This is a genomic window from Lederbergia lenta NBRC 16444 (assembly GCF_001591545.1).
Classification (GTDB): Bacteria; Bacillota; Bacilli; order Bacillales; family Bacillaceae_C; genus Lederbergia; species Lederbergia lenta.
This window is the reverse complement of sequence record NZ_BCVC01000001.1, coordinates 91,675-110,780: the sequence shown is the minus strand read 5'-3', so window position 1 is coordinate 110,780 and position 19,106 is coordinate 91,675. Positions and strand designations below refer to the sequence as shown.

Annotated in this window: 16 protein-coding genes; 4 read left to right on the top strand and 12 right to left on the bottom strand. The window is 36.9% G+C overall.

Annotated elements, in window-relative coordinates; all coding sequences use genetic code 11:
* Positions 1–8 precede the first annotated feature (8 nt).
* The gene (locus tag BLE01S_RS20260; protein WP_082788530.1) at positions 9–137 is read left to right on the top strand and encodes a DUF4023 domain-containing protein; all 129 of its coding nucleotides are present in this window, start codon (positions 9–11) and stop codon (positions 135–137) included.
* Positions 138–208: 71 nt separating this feature from the next.
* Here the strand turns inward: BLE01S_RS20260 and BLE01S_RS00510 are convergent, their stop codons facing one another.
* From BLE01S_RS00510 to BLE01S_RS00495, 4 genes are all read right to left on the bottom strand, one after another.
* Positions 209–3,802, bottom strand: coding sequence for a pullulanase (locus tag BLE01S_RS00510; protein ID WP_066135911.1), 3,594 nt, complete (start codon positions 3,800–3,802; stop codon positions 209–211).
* 167 nt (positions 3,803–3,969) lie between these two features.
* Positions 3,970–5,427 (bottom strand): DUF4153 domain-containing protein, encoded by a 1,458-nt coding sequence (locus BLE01S_RS00505; RefSeq protein WP_066135908.1) that lies wholly within the window; start codon positions 5,425–5,427, stop codon positions 3,970–3,972.
* A 197-nt stretch (positions 5,428–5,624) separates the two neighbouring features.
* Complete coding sequence (locus tag BLE01S_RS00500; protein ID WP_066135904.1) at positions 5,625–6,263, bottom strand: HAAS signaling domain-containing protein; 639 nt, start codon at positions 6,261–6,263, stop codon at positions 5,625–5,627.
* On the bottom strand, positions 6,244–6,591 hold the full coding sequence (locus BLE01S_RS00495) for a PadR family transcriptional regulator (protein WP_066135901.1): 348 nt from the start codon (positions 6,589–6,591) through the stop codon (positions 6,244–6,246). The genes BLE01S_RS00500 and BLE01S_RS00495 overlap by 20 nt, the downstream gene beginning before the upstream one ends.
* 177 nt (positions 6,592–6,768) lie before the next feature.
* Here BLE01S_RS00495 and BLE01S_RS00490 point away from each other — a divergent pair, with 177 nt between their 5' ends.
* Entirely contained in the window at positions 6,769–8,502 is a 1,734-nt protein-coding gene (locus BLE01S_RS00490) for an ABC transporter ATP-binding protein (protein WP_066135899.1), read from the top strand.
* A gap of 58 nt (positions 8,503–8,560) precedes the next feature.
* Here the strand turns inward: BLE01S_RS00490 and BLE01S_RS00485 are convergent, their stop codons facing one another.
* Complete coding sequence (locus tag BLE01S_RS00485; protein ID WP_066135897.1) at positions 8,561–10,942, bottom strand: polyprenyl synthetase family protein; 2,382 nt, start codon at positions 10,940–10,942, stop codon at positions 8,561–8,563.
* A gap of 205 nt (positions 10,943–11,147) precedes the next feature.
* Here BLE01S_RS00485 and BLE01S_RS00480 point away from each other — a divergent pair, with 205 nt between their 5' ends.
* Positions 11,148–11,456 carry a PadR family transcriptional regulator gene (locus BLE01S_RS00480; RefSeq protein ID WP_066135894.1) on the top strand — a complete coding sequence of 103 codons (309 nt, stop codon included), beginning with the start codon at positions 11,148–11,150 and terminating at the stop codon, positions 11,454–11,456.
* A 16-nt stretch (positions 11,457–11,472) separates the two neighbouring features.
* Positions 11,473–12,669 carry a chromate transporter gene (locus BLE01S_RS00475; protein WP_066135891.1) on the top strand — a complete coding sequence of 399 codons (1,197 nt, stop codon included), beginning with the start codon at positions 11,473–11,475 and terminating at the stop codon, positions 12,667–12,669.
* A gap of 131 nt (positions 12,670–12,800) precedes the next feature.
* On the opposite strand, the gene BLE01S_RS00470 is transcribed toward BLE01S_RS00475, so the two are convergent.
* The 7 genes from BLE01S_RS00470 to BLE01S_RS00440 all read right to left on the bottom strand — a co-directional run bounded on the left by BLE01S_RS00470 (position 12,801) and on the right by BLE01S_RS00440 (position 18,983).
* On the bottom strand, positions 12,801–14,174 hold the full coding sequence (locus BLE01S_RS00470) for an MDR family MFS transporter (RefSeq protein ID WP_066135888.1): 1,374 nt from the start codon (positions 14,172–14,174) through the stop codon (positions 12,801–12,803).
* Positions 14,175–14,239: 65 nt separating this feature from the next.
* Positions 14,240–15,592: an MATE family efflux transporter gene (locus tag BLE01S_RS00465; RefSeq protein ID WP_066135885.1), complete on the bottom strand. Its 1,353-nt coding sequence runs from the start codon at positions 15,590–15,592 to the stop codon at positions 14,240–14,242.
* A gap of 104 nt (positions 15,593–15,696) precedes the next feature.
* Entirely contained in the window at positions 15,697–15,882 is a 186-nt protein-coding gene (locus BLE01S_RS00460) for a hypothetical protein (RefSeq protein ID WP_066135882.1), read from the bottom strand.
* Between the two features lie 126 nt (positions 15,883–16,008).
* Complete coding sequence (locus BLE01S_RS00455; RefSeq protein ID WP_066135879.1) at positions 16,009–16,392, bottom strand: hypothetical protein; 384 nt, start codon at positions 16,390–16,392, stop codon at positions 16,009–16,011.
* Positions 16,393–16,519: 127 nt separating this feature from the next.
* Positions 16,520–16,849, bottom strand: coding sequence for an immunity protein CdiI family protein (locus BLE01S_RS00450; RefSeq protein ID WP_066135876.1), 330 nt, complete (start codon positions 16,847–16,849; stop codon positions 16,520–16,522).
* A 128-nt stretch (positions 16,850–16,977) separates the two neighbouring features.
* Positions 16,978–17,475, bottom strand: coding sequence for a YehS family protein (locus BLE01S_RS00445; RefSeq protein WP_066135873.1), 498 nt, complete (start codon positions 17,473–17,475; stop codon positions 16,978–16,980).
* Between the two features lie 236 nt (positions 17,476–17,711).
* Positions 17,712–18,983, bottom strand: a complete 1,272-nt coding sequence (locus BLE01S_RS00440; protein WP_066135870.1) for a hypothetical protein — start codon at positions 18,981–18,983, stop codon at positions 17,712–17,714.
* Positions 18,984–19,106: the final 123 nt, after the last annotated feature.

The window sequence follows — 19,106 nt, the reverse complement described above, 5'->3', positions numbered from 1 at the left end:
GGAAAGAAATGGAGAACACTCATGATTTTGTAGAAAAATTGCATGATACACAGGAGAAAGCCGAAAAAAACAAAAAACGGGGTAAAGGAAATCCCGCCCAAAAGTTACCTAACAAGCAGCACAGCACAAATAAATAAAATATTGCAAAGTAGTGTGGGTGCCAGGCACCCACACTATTCAGAATCTTTCGAGTGCCTGGCACTCAAATTTAAGCTTTGCGTTTTTTTCTTATATACAGTAGTCCTCCAATGATGATCATGCCTATACCTATGAGGAGGTAATTATACATTTGTGTTGCTGTATTAGGAAGTGAATGCTTTCCTTTCTTATCTTGTGCTGGGTTGCCATTATTTTTATTTGCATTATGCTCTGATTTGTTTCCTTGATTATGATTACTATTGTCTCCACCTGGTGCAGTTTCTTCCTGTAGCTTTTCTTTCATTTCTGCAAGGTCTTGGCTCAATTGTTCTAACTGTTTTTCCAACTCTTGAAGCTTGGAGATTTCTTTCCCTTGCTTCACTTCTTCCAGCAGGCCCGCAATTTGTTGTTTTAGTTCAGCTAGCTGCTTTTCCAATGCAGGAATCTGTCCTAGATCCTTTAATGTTTCAATTTGCTGTTTGAGACCAGCCAGTTGTTTCTCAATTTCTTTTATCTCTTTCTGCCAATCTTTTTCAGGTTCTTCACCCTCTGGTGCTTCTGGTTCTGTCGGCCCTTCTACCGCTACTTTGATCACAACGGTTGTTAATGGCTCTAACGTTAAGTTTTCCGCGGTCAGTTCAAATCCTGATCGCTTAGAGACTCCCTCTGTACCTGCTTCATCCTTATCAACGATAACGACCCCATCTGTCAAATCTTCGTTAAGCGTGAGTGTCCGTTTTTCCATATCCGAGTTAATGAATACATAATAAGCATCGCCATTTGTCGCTTCATTCCGATAACCGATCACTAAATCATGCTCATCCATCTCAGGAATATTTAACAATGTCACATTACCATCGACAAGATCCTTCGTCCCTAATCTAAATGCATCTGTCGATCTTCTTAACTTAATTAAGCCCTGTGTATACTTACGTGTCTGGTTGTTTATAGGATATAACTCCTCATTTGTAGCTTTTTCCCAATCTATATGGTTAATAATATCTGTTGAATCATACGAATCATGAATAAAATATGGATATGTGAACTGTTTTCCTTCTTCGTCAACCATATAAGTTGATTTATAAGGTGCTTCATTCGTTTCAGCTCTAAATTGCTTCGTACGTCCGAACTCTTGTCCCGCATGCAGGAAGGCTGTACCTTGGGATGTTAACACCATCGCATTCCCTATTCTGATTCGCTCATGTATTTCCTGTTCATGGTGCTCAGGATCTTTTTTAATCGACTGAGCGATAACATCATGTAAAGTTAAATTATCGTGTGCAGCAATATATGGAACAACATCACCAGGGTCATCTGCCACGAAATTATGTGGTTGGGCCTTAATATTATTAAAAATCTGAGTAATACTGCGGGCACCACCAGTCAGAAACATCGGTTGCCCCTCACTGCCAAATCCAGATTTCAACTCATTTCTAAATTCATCTGAAAATGAGGCAACGCTTTCAGTGTACTGCATCCATTGTTGATCCGCAGGCATGACATCCTTGTCATCGCTATCTCCTTCATATGTTACCCAGCCTTCGCCGATCATAATAATATTTGGATTTAACTTTTTTGCTTCATCAAACGCGATTTGAATGCTCTCTGAATCATGGTCACCCATCATATCAAATCGGAATCCATCCACTTTATATTCTTCGACTAAGTATGTAATCGAGTCTACAAGAATTCGACGTGCCATTTGATGCGTCGTTCCTAATCGGCCACCACCAAAGCTTGTTTTCGGAGTTCCATCTTGCTCCATGAAATGATAATAATTAGGAACAAGGTTTTCAAAAATCTCTAGTTGCGCTGTATGGTTATAAACAACATCAAGTACTACACCCATTCCACGACGATGGATTTCATCAATTAATTTTTTAAATTCGGCAATTCTTAATTCTGGATTATTCGGATTTTCCGAGTACATTCCTGTCAATGAAAAATAACTTTGTGGGTCATAGCCCCAATTATAATTGGTACCAGTTGAAGCATATTCTAGCATTCTCTCTGCACTAGCAAATTCGTCCCCGAAATAATAGCTTAGCACGGGTAATAACTGAATATGTGTCACACCTAGCTCTTCAATATAATCAAGCTTTTCTACAAAGGCAGCGAATGTGCCGAATTGTGCAGTTAATTGATCGGAAATATTTGGATCTGACGTAAAATCCCTTACGTGAACCTCATAAATAATCGCATCCTCACGTTTTTTAAACCCATCAATATTGGCAAAGTTTAATTTAGGTCCAATGGAAGATGGATCCACGATCGCCGCTTTTCCAATCTTATCTTTACCTTGATTACTCCAGCCAGCCATTGATTTAGCATATGGATCTAACGCTAATACTTTCTCCCCATCATGCTCAATCGCATAATGATAATAGTAGCTTCTTAGATCTTTTACTCCTGTATTAGCTTCATCGAGATCAATCTGCCACACACCATGATCACCTAAAGTCATCTCTACTTCATCAGCCACAATAGTAAATTGATTATCTTTATCGTATAAAATGACAGAAACACTTTCCGCCTTTGGCGACCATATTTTTAATGTAGCTGTACCATCCTGATGTAAACTTGCCCCTAATTCACCTTCATAGCCGTACATCTCATCCATCATACGCCAGCCAGTCACCGCTGAAACGGTCTGCTCTCCAAATGTTATGTAGAATGGCGCCCGCTCGTAAGGGAAATCACCACTTAGTTCAACCTTTTTCTCATCGAGAATTTTAATCCCATTTACTGCAATCTCTTTTTGTTCTTTATCAACTACAGTGATCGATTCAAGTAGCTCCTCCTCGTTAAGACCGGCTGTTTTAGAAAAAGTAAGTGTCATTTTTTTATCTGTTAAAACTTCTCCTGACTGGAGTGTTGTTGCAACCGCACCATACGGATTAGTGTACACTCCTATATCACCCTCACTAGTAAATAATTGTTTTGAATCATTTAAACCTGTTAAACTCATTTCCTCACTTTGCTCTCCTGTTTCTCGATTTACAACCAAGAAGGAAACAGTCTGGGCTCCCTCTTTCACTTGCACATCAATATAAGCGCCATAAGGACCAACTTGCTCAGCAGTAAACGGCGTTGCTGCTTTTGGCCAATCCCCTTGTTCTCCTGACTCAACAGCAACATCGTCCCAAAGCCACAAACCTAAATTATCATAGTTTTTATCAGCTTTCTTATAATGAATTCTCACGGTGTTTGCTGGTAAATTTACTGGCTCAAATAAATGCACCTCATCCGAGCCCTCTGTTATCCAGACTTGATTAATATTAGGTGAAAAGAATTCTACAATCTTATCGTCCCCCTCCTTGTCACCTGTCACCCTATCCAGAACTAAGAATCCAACCTTTTTTGCATTATCTTCGATTGGGACATCCACATAAACACCAAAATCTGTAGATTGTTTTTGATCGAATGGTATTCCTCCTGACGGCCAATTATCTGTTGGTGAAACCACATCCTCCCATGTCCAGATTCCAAGATTCGTATAATCTTGATCCTTGCTTTGATAATGAATTCTTAAAGTGTTCTCTGGCACTTCCTTTAGTTCCGTTTTCTCACTTAGCACCTCCACATATCCATGACTTGGAAATGAAAAAATCACAGTAGAAAATAGTAGAATACTAGCAATGAAAGCAGCAACCATATTCCTCATTAACAAACACACTCCTTTTAAGCTTAAATTGCGCAAGCGTTTTCACAAATTAAGCTTAAAGAATCCTCGAACGATTGTCAACTAATTTAGAAAAGTCAAAATAGTGCGAGTGCCAGGCACCCACACTATTCTGAATCCTTCGAGTGCCTGGCACTCGAAAGATTCGCTTATAAATCCAATTCTCCAAGCTTTAAGTAGAGTTTGTGCCTTGTTAGGTTATGTGACTGCCATGATTCGCTTATTAAGTATTCTTTGTTCGCTTGACGCTCTTTTAATAATTCTGCCAATCCTGGAAAATCAGGATTCTTTTCATAGAGCTCAATAAGCCCCAAGACGCCTGTTGCAGATAAATTGTTTAAATAATTAATATCAATTTTTCCAGTCGTTTCAAAGCGGTCAATATTTCGCTCCACTACGAACTTGTCAAAGTTCACGATATTCATACCCGCATAATAAAGTAGCGATACAATGAAATAGAAATGAAACAAGGATAGCTTTTCAATCCATATTTTAGCGAAAGTGTATGCCAAGATGACCATAAGGAAAATCATGAAAGAATGTACAAGGACTCGCGTAAATGTGAAGCCATACGCATCTTCATACATTGTCATTCTCATAAAAGCTGATATCAGAAGTACTCCGCTCGAAAAGACTAAAACTGTCAAGGCCATACGAATAGCTTTTTTCAAATATCCTTGGACCTTTTTCGTTAATTGAATCACCGTTGTAATAACAGTCAGATTAATCAATGTGACAAATAGTAGTTCAAAAAAACCACGTCGCGCATATTCTGCATAAGTAAAGCCTTCATTAAGCGTGCCACTAAAGAAATACTTGAATTGAACGGCAACAAATAGGACATAGACCAAATCCAAGAGTAGTAGCATAGTTAGAGAAATGATTCCATCCACTCCAAATGTTTGAGGGCTATCTTTCTTCTCAAGAATAGAAGTGTTTTTTTGTAAAAGCACTTGCATAAAGCCGAAGAAACCAAATGTATAAATAAGAATGACGACTAAGCGGAATATATAATCTACTCTAATGTTAATGAAATTTGGGATATTGCTTAGAAGCCTTGCAAATTGTGCATCAGCTGACATCAATAAATTCAAAATGATAAACAAAAATGGAACTGAAATGATGATACCTATTAGAATCTTTTTCCATACATCATATTGTTTTTTATTGTGGCTTGGCTTGAATAGCCTCCCAATATACTTTGTGAAAATAGCACTATAACGAACGCCTGCAATAAAACGAAGTATCATGTAAAAGATAAAACTTAGTTTACTCCATTCCATTTTTTTCGGCGAAGTAATCAAAGCAAGGTGAAAAATAACAAGTGTTGGGATCACTAGGATATTTAATGTATAAAAAAGAATGCTGTCATAGAGATAATAGCCAATTGCCAAAAGCCAAATGGCTATTAATATTAAATATCCCAACCGTTGATGCGAAAATGAAAACGAACGAAACCTATAGAAAAATAGCGCATAAAACAGCACGATAAAAACAAAATAAGAAATCCCAATTTGATACATAAAAAACGCTTCTTCTGCTACAACGCCTACTAAAAGGCACATCAATAAAAACAACCAGTCTATCTTTTCAATTTTTAATTCCATGCTTATTACCTCCACTTATAATATATTTCACATACACAGAAATTCTATGTACATAGATAAACAAACCCACAAATGTAAGTTATAGACCTGCACTCCTCTGAAAAATTCAGAATTGTTCGGGTGCCAGGCACCCAAACAACTCAAACAACTTCCCAGTCCAATACATAGAAAGCCTATGTATACAAGTAAAAAAAAGCTCACAAAGAAGCCTTTTTCCCCCATCTATAGCTAATTAGGCAAATGGGGTATAAGAGAAGGGTAAATAGGATGCAAACAATGATAAACGTCTGTGTCAATAGCGGTTGAAACCATTCATGCGGGATGATTTGAAAAACAGTTAATATCATTAGTGTGAGATTCGGTATTAACGCCATAAGAAAAGTCTTTCTCATTAACCCTTTACCACTATGACCAAAGCCTCTGCCTATTTCATAACCAAGTAATGCCCAAAAAAATAAATATATGAGAGCAATTAAAATGGGAAAGGAAGTCATCTGCATCCATAAGCTGCTGAGCCAGTTCCAGTCAAACAGATTATGCGCTAGGGTGAGCACAGAACCTCCACCGAAAAATAGGATATTAACGGCGATAAACAGCCATTTCATATTACTTGGTGTAACAGAAAGTTCTTCTTTCCACATGGCAGCAATTTCTTCAGGTGATCCAAATCTTAAATAGAGTTGATCCCGCACCTCTGATTCATTCCCTAACTTGCAAAGGTCTATAAACAGTTCATCTAAATGAGTATCATATTCTTTTAATATCGACTCTTTCTCTTTATGATTTTCCAGATATTGTGCAAGTTCTTCTAGAAACTCATTCTTCAGCCGTTCCATGTTTTTTTCTCCCTATCATCTTGTTCATTACTGAAACAAAGTCGTGCCATTCTCGGGTTTTTTCAAGAAGCATTTCTCTTCCAGCTTCAGTAATTAGATAATACTTTCTAGCCGGTCCCTTCTCTTGTTCCTGCCAATAATATTCGATGTATTCCTGCTTTTCAAGCTTATGAAGTGCCGGATAAAGGGTTCCTTCCTTGATAGAAAACCCATTACTGCTACGCTTCTCTAATTCTTTTACAAGTTCATACCCGTACATATCCCGCTCATTCAGTAGTTGAAGCAATAAAAGCGATGTACTCCCTTTTACCAATTCACGATTAAACATATGATCACCTACCTAGTTTTCTTATGTATGTAGAAAGTCTACATTCTTCTGGATGAAATGTAAAGGTTTATTTTGATATTTTTCATTAGAATGTTTTTCTATCAAATCTTCTTTGTTTTTGATAGTATTATCTCCATCATAGCAACCATTTTTTCATGGGAACAGGAGCTACCATTTATGAAAAATAAACAAAACGGAATAAAGCCATTTATTACACTTATTTTATCAACAAAAATTCCGAAACTAGCACTAGCCATCGGTTTGATCGCAAGTGTAATTACAACGCTCGCAGGTCTAGTTGTGCCTTTACTGACAAAAAATTTAGTGGATGGTTTTTCCTTATCATCACTAAGTATTCCTCTCATCATCGCTATTGGGGGTGCATTCATCATTCAAGCGATCATTAGCGGGCTATCGCTTTATTTACTCACCTCAGTCGGGCAAAAAATTGTTGCTCGGCTTCGTGACCGGATGTGGTTAAAGCTCGTTCGATTACCTGTCAGCTATTTTGATAAAACATCCAGTGGGGAAACGGTTAGTAGGGTCGTGAACGATACAAGTATTGTTAGAGACTTAATTTCACAGCATTTCCCTCAGTTCATTACCGGCATCATTTCCATTATCGGCGCGATTATCATCTTATTTATTATGGATTGGAAAATGACATTAATCATGTTAATTGCTGTTCCTTTAACATTAGTAGTCATGTTCCCCCTTGGCCGCCAGATGGAGAAAATATCACGTGGTTTACAAGACGAAACAGCAATCTTCACTGGACATATTCAGCAAACACTTGGGGAAGTCCGCTTAATGAAAGCATCTACCGCCGAACAAACGGAAGAGAAGAAAGGTTTATCTGGGATTAATAAGCTATTAGGATTCGGCTTAAAAGAGGCCCGTGTTTTCGCTTTAATCGCACCCATTATGCAGTTAGTTATTATGCTCGTTATTGTGTTGATCATTGGGTATGGAGGAATGCGGGTCGCAAGCGGAGAAATGTCCACTGGATCACTCGTTGCCTTTTTACTTTATCTTTTCCAAATTATTATGCCAATTACCTCTTTTGCGATGTTTTTTACCCAATTACAAAAAGCAAAAGGAGCAACAGAACGTATTATTGATATATTAGGATTACCATTAGAAGAAGGACAGGATGGACTTGATATCGATATTGCGGATAAGCCAATCCATGTTGCTAATGTTTCGTTTGCATATAGCGAAGAAGAGCCTGTTTTAAACAATATTTCCTTCACAGCACAGTCTGGTGAAATGATTGCTTTTGCTGGCCCAAGTGGTGGTGGTAAAACAACGATGTTTGGATTGCTAGAACGTTTTTATGAACCGTCTACTGGTGCAATTCGTATCGGAGAAACTCCTATTAAAGATTTGTCTATGTCATCATGGCGCAGTCAAATTGGCTATGTTTCTCAGGAAAGCGCCATGATGGCTGGCACAATCCGAGAAAATTTATGTTATGGATTAGATAATTGGCAGGAAATTAGCGATGAGCGTCTTTGGCAAGTTGCCAAAATGGCGTATGCAGACCAGTTTATTCGATCATTCCCTCATGGATTAGATACAGAAGTGGGAGAACGCGGCGTGAAATTATCAGGTGGTCAAAGACAAAGAATCGCCATTGCTCGCGCCTTCTTACGAGATCCAAAAATTCTGATGATGGATGAAGCAACAGCAAGTCTTGACAGTCAATCAGAAAGTGTTGTTCAACAAGCATTATCTCGCTTAATGGAAGGTCGAACAACATTTGTTATTGCTCACCGACTATCGACCATCGTTGATGCAGATAAAATTATCTTTATCGAAAAAGGACAAGTAACCGGAAGTGGAACACATCAAGAATTAACAGAAACACATGCGCTTTATCGTCAGTTTGCAGAACAACAATTAGCTTAATTAATGAATATAAAAGGCAAACCACTGTATAAGGGGTTTGCCTTTTCCTTGCCTTACTTTAGTGATCCCGGTTCAGATTATAATTCAATAAATGCTTCAAAAAAGTGGTATTACGTGGCACTTCTTGCAATGCCTCCATTGCAAAACAGTAATGCTCCCACATTGCTTTTCTAGCATCTTCCTGACCTAGAGTTGATACAAATGTCGAATTATTATTTTCTGCATCTTTTCCAACCGGCTTTCCAAGTAGGTACAGATTTCCTTCCACATCAAGTAAGTCATCTTTAATCTGAAAAGCAATGCCCGCATGATAGGAGAATTTCTTCAAAGCTTCTATTTCTAACTCACATACATTGGCCAGAATGGCAGGCATGATGAGAGATGCTTCAAAGGCTATCCCAGTTTTATAAAAGCACATCAAATTTAATTGTTCCAGTGTCAATTGTTTCCCTTTTGAATCCAAATCCATCGCTTGTCCCTTACACATATCCTTTGTGATTTGAGTCGAATATTGGATCAAGTTAAGCACAGTTTTCGAATTGAACTGGTCAAGTGATGCTTGTTCTTCAACAGCCTTTTGCGTCAGAAAAAGGGCAGTCAATTCAGCTGTGGAAATGTTATACACTTGATGAAGAGTTGGGCGACCTCTTCGAATAGATGCATTATCTTGGGATGGCAAATCATCAAGAATTAAGGAGGCGGTATGCATATATTCCAATGACTTAAGGAGTGGAACAATCGCTGCACTTTCTAATCCATATTCATTCACACCCATGACCCAAGTCAATATTGGTCTTAGTCGCTTTCCATGACCCTTCAGGCTATAATTTGCAGCATCAATTATTGGCGCCTTCATCAAAGGTATATGGTCAACTTCAGATATATCTAAGATGTTGTTGATTTGAACGCGTACAGTTTCGAGTGTATTTAAAAATTCTTTCCGCTCTATTCTTTCGTTTTTCAGAACAGTAATCATATGATCTCTAAGCAGTTTATCAAAGAAATCCACATCATCTGCTTTTTGAACCATACTTTGGACTAAACTGTCGAATCCTGGATTTCCACAAGCAAATAGCTGCATCATTTCGTTGTATTTTTTAATCCCCAGTTTTTCTTTAAATCGTTTAAGTCCATTTATCGCACGATTTAAGATCACCTCACAAGCCTTCTTATCTGAGTGATACACATTATGTATCAAATTAGAGATGACGGACCAGTATAATTCAAAAGGGTTTATAAGATCCGGACGTTTATCATGATATTTTATATAGTAGGTATACGGTGTTACCGCACCATTCTTCATATCATCAAACATATCAGCAAAATCATCTGCTAGCTGGTTGTAAATGCCATAAAAGAATGTTCTATTTTCAAATCCTTCATCCTCGGCTGCATTGATTACTGAACGGACAATTAATCTTGAAGAAGAGGATTTTAAAATGATCGGTATATAAAGTTCTTCATTGGTGTAATTTTCATTGGAGAGATTCTTTCCACGGTCTATTTCCTGGGAATTAAAAAACACATAAGATTGCTCCGAAAACTTTGCTCTCGTCTCTTGACGCTGATGTGTTTTAATATACTCAAAGGCATCTCGAAGTTCGGAGTGAATAAATCGGATTAACTCTTTATTATCTCCAGTCCACTCGCCCAATTCTGGCACAAATCCTGTGATAAGTGTCTTACGTATTAAATCGGAATATTGTTTTTCCTCTTTAACCGATAAGATTTTCGCATCCAAAAGATCGTCAATAAAAGGATATGTTAGACCATAGGAATAGCCTAACCTAATAGCTTCATCAAGTTTTTGACGGCGCTCTTCAGCTGATATCTCATCGTTCTTCTCTTCCATCTCGTGCATGATTACCCCAGCAATGATTTTGATTAGCTTTCGTTGAGCTTGCTCAGCATCCATCTCCTTTGGAATATTAGAAGAGACAGTTTTTAGTTTGTTTATCAACCAAATCACAGTAGACTCAATGCCTTCCTTTTGGGCTATCCGATACAATCCAACCATACTGAATGTTTCAATTTTATTTCCTTCCGTTTTAGCGGACTGAGTCAAGTAATTTTTTAAGTGATCAACCACACGCCGAACCCTAGTCTGTGTTCTGGGTGAATCTAATGATTTACCTAGATCTCGCATAAAAATATATGAAATGCTTCTATCCAGATAATTATCTAACTTACCTGTAAAATCTAGCCATTGAATATAATTATCATACTCTCGGGGAGTAGCCTTTCCCTTTCCACGAGAAAAAAAGGATAATAAGGAATGATGATGAATATGATTGTGTTTCCAAGACTGTATATCTTTTGTTAGGGTAGGAACATATGCCCTTTGTATGACTTGCTCATGTAATGATTTATAATATCGGGCCGCCTTTTGCTCTGCCAACCGATAATATGTATCTGCATTTTTTATTGATTTCTCATTCACTGTATATTACCTCTACTTGTCTCTTATTTAAGTATCATATGAAATAAGCTTAAACCTTTATAATATATCATTTTCCCCTTTTCATTTGTAAATATGATGTAAACTTTATTAAGATTATGTAAATGTAATTGACTGTTTCCAATATCATTGGTACCTTTCCGTTATCGGGTTTCGATATTGGGAATGGAAATTAGAGGTGAGACTTTTGGAAGATAAAATTCTAAGGAAGCTTTTTTTAGGGTTTATTCAAATACATATACTGCATCACGCCAAGGAGCATCCTATTTTCGGATTATGGATGTTAGAAGAACTAAAAGAACATGGATATAACATAAGTGCTGGAACATTATATCCTATCCTACACAGCATGGAATCCGACGGGCTTTTAATGAAAGTTGAAAAAAAGGTACAAGGAAAGATAAGAAAATATTATTCGACTACTATACAAGGTGAGATAATCCTTGAACAAGCTCGAAATAAGGCCTATGAACTATTCAAAGAAATCAAAGATTAGAAAGTTGGTAAGGTGAATGAATGCTGGTAAAAATAAAAAATTTACATACTTATTTGAAATATTAATGGTTTCAACCCGCCTTGGACTAACCTCCTTCGGTGGACCTGTAGCGCATTTAGGTTACTTCCATGAGGAATATATACGCAGAAGAAAGTGGATGGATGAAAAAAGTTATGCTGACTTAGTCGCCCTATGTCAATTTTTACCTGGTCCCGCAAGTAGTCAAGTCGGAATTGGGATAGGAGTGATGCGTGGTGGAGTTTTGGGCGGTATTTTAGCTTTTATCGGCTTTACCCTCCCTTCCGTCATTGCCCTTATTATATTCGCCTCACTACTTCACACGTTTGATATTGAAAATGCAGGTTGGATCCATGGTTTAAAGTTGGTTGCTGTTGCGATTGTAGCACACGCTATATTAGGTATGGCTAAAAACCTAACACCTGATTTAACAAGGAAGACGATAGCATTATTTGCGATTGTTGTCACTTTACTATGGCAGACAGCATTTTCACAAGTTGTTATTATTCTATTATCTGGATTAATCGGTTACTTAATCTATAAACAACCGACGATAGAAAAAGATTTATCATCTGACATGCATTTTCCAATTTCACGTCGAGTGGCAGGGGTTTGTTTATTATTGTTTTTTGGCTTACTCATTCTTCTTCCTATTTTACGGGAAACTGTAGCATCTAACTGGATTGCTTTGTTTGATAGTTTTTATCGCTCGGGTTCTCTTGTATTTGGCGGAGGTCATGTTGTATTACCATTACTTGAAAGAGAATTTATTCCAACTGGATGGTTAAGTGAAGAACAATTTCTTGCTGGATATGGTGCTACCCAAGCAGTCCCAGGGCCTCTTTTTACCTTTGCGGCCTATATCGGCACAGTTATCAATGGATGGCAAGGTGGTTTAGTAGCTACTATTGCAGTTTTTCTGCCTGCTATTCTACTTATTTTCGGAACATTACCTTTCTGGGATTCATTACGTCGTAATCCTAAAATAAAAGCGGCTTTAATGGGAGTGAATGCTTCCGTTGTAGGTATTTTAATTTCTGCATTTTATAATCCAATCTGGACGAGCTCCATATTAGAACCGATTGACTTTGCTTTTGCAGCAATCCTATTTAGTATGTTAGCCTTTTGGAAATTACCACCTTGGATTATTGTACTAACCGGAGCATTAGGTGGCGTTCTGTTATCATTATTATAAAATTGATTTGCAGCTTAGCTTATAATTACACAAAAAATAAGAATAACCATTTTAAAAGAGTCAAACTCAAAGGAGCATCTAAATTGACACTTCGAGTTTGCCTCTTCACTTATAAAACAAGTACCTCTATTTTAATCAGTAGACAGAGCTGTTTCCTTTTTACTAAGCAATATTCCAGTTACAGCAAATGCACATACTGCTAGGATTACCAACATGATAAACACTGTATGCAAACTTGACTCTAATGCATGTCCTTGTAACTCATCACTTAACCATAAGCCTGAAATGGCAATACCAATTGCTTGTCCTAAATTTCTTAATAAATTATTGGACCCCATTGCCGCTCCACGCATATTCCAATCCACTGATGATTGAACAGCAACAGTAAATGCTGTAAAGGCTAACCCGAAACCTAGCCCCAGAATGGCTGTGACAACCATCATCCATGCTACCGTTGTATCAGTCTTAAAGAACACTAAGCCAATGCATCCAATGATAATCACTGCGATACCAATCAATGTAATATGGGATATTGGTTTCTTGCTCATCCACCTTCCAGAAAAAACCGCCCCGAGTGGCCATGTCAATGACATTGGCAACATGGCTATTCCAGAAAAGGTCGCATTCAAGTTCGTTACGCCTTGCACCCATAATGGAATATAGAATGTTACGGTAACAAGGATAAAGCCTAATAAAAATCCAGCAATATTAGATATTGTAATGAAGCTATTTTTGAATAAAGAAAGTGGCAACATCGGCTCTTTTCCCTTAGCTTCAATCCAAAGAAATAAACAAAGTCCCACGAGTGCGACAATAAATAATATAGAAATATTACCTGTAACCTGCTTATACTCCTTTAATAAAGTCAATGCATATAAGAAAGCCGTCATACAAATAGCAAATGTGAAAATACCACCATAATCAATGATTTGCTTTTTCTTTTCTATTTGTTCATGCAGAGCAGTCCACAAAAGTATTAATGAAATGATTCCAAAGGGCAAATTCATAAAAAAGATCCAATGCCAAGAAATCGTGTCCACAATGAATCCACCTGCAAGCGGACCAATGATCCCAGCAATTCCCCAAACACTGCTAATCCATCCTTGCATTTTTGCACGCATTTTAAATTCAAAAACATCTCCAATAATGGTAAATGGAATTGTTGCTAAGGCACCTCCACCAATCCCTTGAATGAGGCGAAATAGAACGAGCTGTTCCATTGACTGTGAAAGCCCTGAAAGGACGGAGCCTACTAAAAATATAATTGTACCTATTGTAAACATTAGCTTTCTTCCATATAGATCTGCCATTTTCCCAAAAACCGGGGTGCTAATGACAACAGCTAATAAGTATACGGAAATAACCCAAGTATATAAATGACTACCACCCAAATCTCCAACAATTTTTGGCATGGCCGTACTTACGATCGTTCCTTCTATTGCAGTTAAAAACGTAGAAATTAATAACGCAATAACTACGAACTTCCGATTTGTCTCTCTATTCATTTCTACTCCCCTTTACATACTATTTTGCATAAAGTCTTCGCCAGATGCTTTAAAAACTCCGTGTTCTATCCAACAATCCGATCAGCCAAGCGTTTCCACCTGCCACTATGATATTCAATAAATGACGGGATTAATCCAAGCGCCCAACCGATTGGCCCCGCATACCATACACCAATATAACCAAACATCATTCCAAGTAGTAAGGAGAGCCCTACCTTAGATATTAATTCTACTACACTTGATATTAAAGGAATGGTTACTACACCCATCCCACGCAATGTGTTGTTGTAAAGCCATATAAGTCCTAAAAAAGGAAAGAAGCAGGCACTGATAAGCAAGAATTCACCTGACATTTCAACAATTGTTTCAAGATGGGAATCCTGATCAGAAATAAACCATCTTATTATTACATCTCCAAATAGAAAGATCAATATGGAAGACAAAATACTTAACCCGACAGTAATAAGCGCAACCTTTTTAAAAGCATCTTGGATTCGATCTGGCTTTTTAGCACCTAGATTTTGTGCGGCAAAGGTGGCAAAGGCTTGGGCAATATTAAGATAGGCAAGAGTAGCAAACTGTTGCACTCTCAAACTAGTTGTATAAGCTGCCACTGCGTTCGTTCCATAAGCGTTCACAACTCCTGTAACAGCCATTTCACCAATAGAAATTAATAAGCTTTGTAGTCCCATCGGCACACCGATTTTAGAGATCATCCCGATGTTACCCCAATGCAGGCTCCAATCTGAACGTGATACCCGAAAAATATGAAACTTTTTGTATATATAAAGCACACAAAGTACAGCAGAAATAACTTGGGCTATCACTGTTGCTATTGCTACACCCATTACTGCCATATCGAAAACGATTACAAATAGTAAATCTAATAATACGTTTAGAATAGATGAAAGAATTAAAAAGTATAAAGGCGTTCTACTATCACCAACCGCTCGAAGAACTGCAGCTGCTCCGTTATAAATAAGTAATCCTACACTACCACCTACACAAATTTGAATGTATAGAGTCGCATCGTCGATAATATCGTGTGGAGTTTTCAATAATTCCATAAGCGACCTAGCTCCAAAAATTCCTACAAAACACAATATAATTATACAGAGCAGTGTGATATAAATAGAACTGATCATTGTTTTTCGTACCATTTCTTCATTTTTTGCACCAAAGTATTGAGACATCACAATTGAAAAAGCATTTGTAAGTCCCATTGTAAGAGAAAGTATAAAAAATAAAGTAGAACCTGTAGCACCAACAGCAGCAAGAGCACGAGATCCTACAAAATTTCCTACAATCAAGGTGTCCGCTACATTATAAAACTGTTGAAATACTCCGCCGATCAACATTGGCATTGTAAACGCAAATATAAGTTTTAGCGGGCGGCCCTCTGTCATATCTTTTATCACCAGGCCATACTCCTCTCTAAGATGGGATTCCTTGTAACTTCACACGAAACGTTGAATATTAACAGTAGTTTTTTCAAAAAAATAAAAAACTCATTAAATTGGCACTATTCCTTTGTAAACAATACACTAACCCCTGTTATTAAGGTAATGATACTAAGTATTACTAGAGAGTAACCTACTTCTGATTGACCAACACTATTTAGTTTAGCAATTGATACTGAAATCACATTGGCACTATATAAAATTGCAGATATTACAAAAAACGTCAACCCCACAAATAACTTTTTCATTTTTAAGCCTCACTCTCTAAATCATTATCTATTAACTCTTCCGTCGTTATCATGCCGACTTTCTTATTACCCTACATGATAACTACCTAAGTTCATAGCTGAAAAGTTAAATTACCCCAACTAATATCAATATTTTAAAAAGGTGGTGATACCGCAATGCGTCATATAATTTCGCTGGCTTAAATCTGCTAACCATTTTTTATTATTCATTTGATAAGAACCATGAATATCTCGGTAAGTATAGCTATCCACATTTATTTCAATCGACTCAGGTCTTTCCAACATGTCTCTTTTATATTCTTCAAATGAATGTTGGTTCGGTACTTTGATAATTTCTAACACATCTCCTATTTCCATATACTTTTCAATGTATAATAGAAATAAACGATTTCCAGCCCCATTTATCTCGTATATAAAAGGCATAGAAAACAAACCTTCCAACTCTTTCTCCCAATATTTATCTATCTCTTGAACAGTAAGGTATATAATATCTTCCTCCATTTCAAACACTGTTCGTTTATTATACTCCTCTATTTCTTCAGGTATATTAAATGGCTTTGATGAAGCTAAAAATATGATTCTGTCATCGCCTAATCTCTCCTACTTTGCTTTCCACTACACAAAATTGTTTTCACTTTTAATAGAAGCTTGTACTTTTCGCGGGTGAGTATTTTACGTTATATATATCCCCAATTTCTTGGAGCACTTTTTTCGTTAAAGCAACTCCTATTCGATTAAAATCATCTTCCATCTCCAGCCCATTAGAAAGTAATCTATCTTTCTCCCAATCTATCCATTCTCCATAATTTATTGCCCAAGACGACAATTCCTCTGCTAATTCACCTGATATTGGAACGTCTTCTGTATTGAGATTGCAACCACATATATCGCACCAAAAAGGATCTGCTCCGACATCCCCTTCTATTTTTAATTCATATGTTTTCCCACTTTCACAAAAACAGTTCATATTTTTTCTCCTTTTATCTACTCATCTATCTCAAATTTTTCATATGGATGTTAAAAGGGGGGAAGGATTGCCGAACGAAAGCTTACGAAGTCTTTCAACGCCGTAAGCTTTTAATTTAAGCTGTATAATTATTCCCTATATTTTACAGACAATCCTTTTAAGAAATTCCTGGCGTATTTATCTCCGCATTCTTTATAATTCTTATGCCCCTCTTTTCTTAATAAAGCGCCAAGCTCTCCTTTTGTAACAGTGATTCCCGCTTTTTCGAAAATGTCCAGCATATCTTCAGTAGTTAATGCCAGCGCGATTTTCACTTTCTTTAATAGAAGATTATTTACGTTTGCGCTTTTCTTTATAGAAGGTCCCGCTGTATCCGGCTGTCCTGGTTTCGGTTCTTGTTTCCCTCTTTTAAAAATAATTAGACCATCTAAAAATGCATTTAACATACTATTATTACATTTAATTTGATCATCATTTTCAGTATCATAATCATCTGACTTTGTAAAAATCTTTACTACCTCTGGGACTGTTACATCTTCGCCGCCGAGTTTAAATATTTCCGAAATCTCTTTATTTTTTATTTCAAGTGCGTATCTTAGTCGAATTAATATATCGTTATTATCCACATTAAACCCTCCGTAAATTAGTGCCTGTAGTCTGCCACAACATTGACAATGATCATTTGATTAAATTAATACTACTTTATATTAAATCCTTTATCAAAATTGAACTCAACTTGTTGTTTTTTTATTATCTATTCCTTGGCCAATTCTAGTATGTCTGGCTTGACTCGATGTAGTTATAACCTACCTTGTTTGCTGAAAGGTGAATATTCTAATTTCCTCGTAGTAAACCTTCGAACCTATAAATCATCCAATGAAACAATTTCACCGCTTGATGCATTTACACCATAATGACAATCTAACTTCCCGCATAAAATATATTGTTTTTGTTGGAAGTCATAAACATAATAAGGCTTTAGCTCAAATAATTCTTTGATTTTCCCAAAGGCTTCTTCGTTCGTTATCGCTATTTTATCAGGGGCTTGTAATTGCTCAAAAATACCCAGCATTGGTTTGTTATCCATAAAATTTATTACCTGAAGATCCTTGGCATCAATTATGATCATTAATTTTCTTTGGAATATACGATTGTCCTGGGAGTTCGCCCTTAATATGGCATGAATATACCCTTTGTCACGATGCAATGTTTTAATCATCCATTTTCCTGTGTCACTCGAATATTCTTGTCGCAAAAAGTCTTTAATCGCCATTACACATTTTTCCTGCTCTAATTCTGTTATTGGAAATGAATCAGGGCTTGGTCCGCAAGTAAATGCCTGATCAACTGTTACATCCCCAAATATATTCATTTCTTTTCTTTCAAATGGTTTCATTATCGCTGTATCCCAATACATGATTTTATCTATTTTCACATATGACCTTGCATCCACAATAAATTCGAATGGGATAGTCGAAGTTTGGTCATTTGAAACGTAAATCTCCTCCACCGCATAAACAGGAATTAATTTATTCTGTTCATAGGAAGGAAATTCAATCAACTTCAATTGTTCCTTTGCCAAATTTTCTACTCTTTCAAGGGAAATTATATATGTATCTTCTTTTACTATTTCTTTAGAAGGAAATTGACCATGCACTGAATAGGAGGTGAGTTTCCCTTCCACATTAAGTGTAACGTCAATAAATCCAGAGGGAGACACAGCTACACCTTCCATGCATTCTTTAAATTGTAGCTCTCCATCACTCTCTTTATGTAATTCAAATTGTTTCCCATATGTTAATCCTGTTTCACATTCAATCCATTTTACAATCTCTTTAATATCCTTATTGGAAAACGTTATGCCATCCCTTGCATAGGTTTTCCCCATTACAAAGATAACACTCTCAAACTTACGTGTGTTCACATTTATCTCAATAACCGCCGTACCTTCAGGGTTTAAATCATCATCCTCTTGTTCAATGACATGATTAGGAAACCACTCCATACATAGTGTATAAACCGTTTCATTAAATATATTGACGTTTCGATTGAGCCTATGTAGTTTCAAATAATAATTATGTAATCCCAATTTCGTCTTTGTGAAATCAATTAATTCCTCGATCTTAGCATTCATGCGAAATAACCTCACTTATCATTTTATTCAAAGACATCTAGGAATCCATTACCCTACAATTCTTAAACTCTGGTAAAAGTGATTTATACAAATTACCTTTCAAGTTCCCCCTGTATCGGAGTT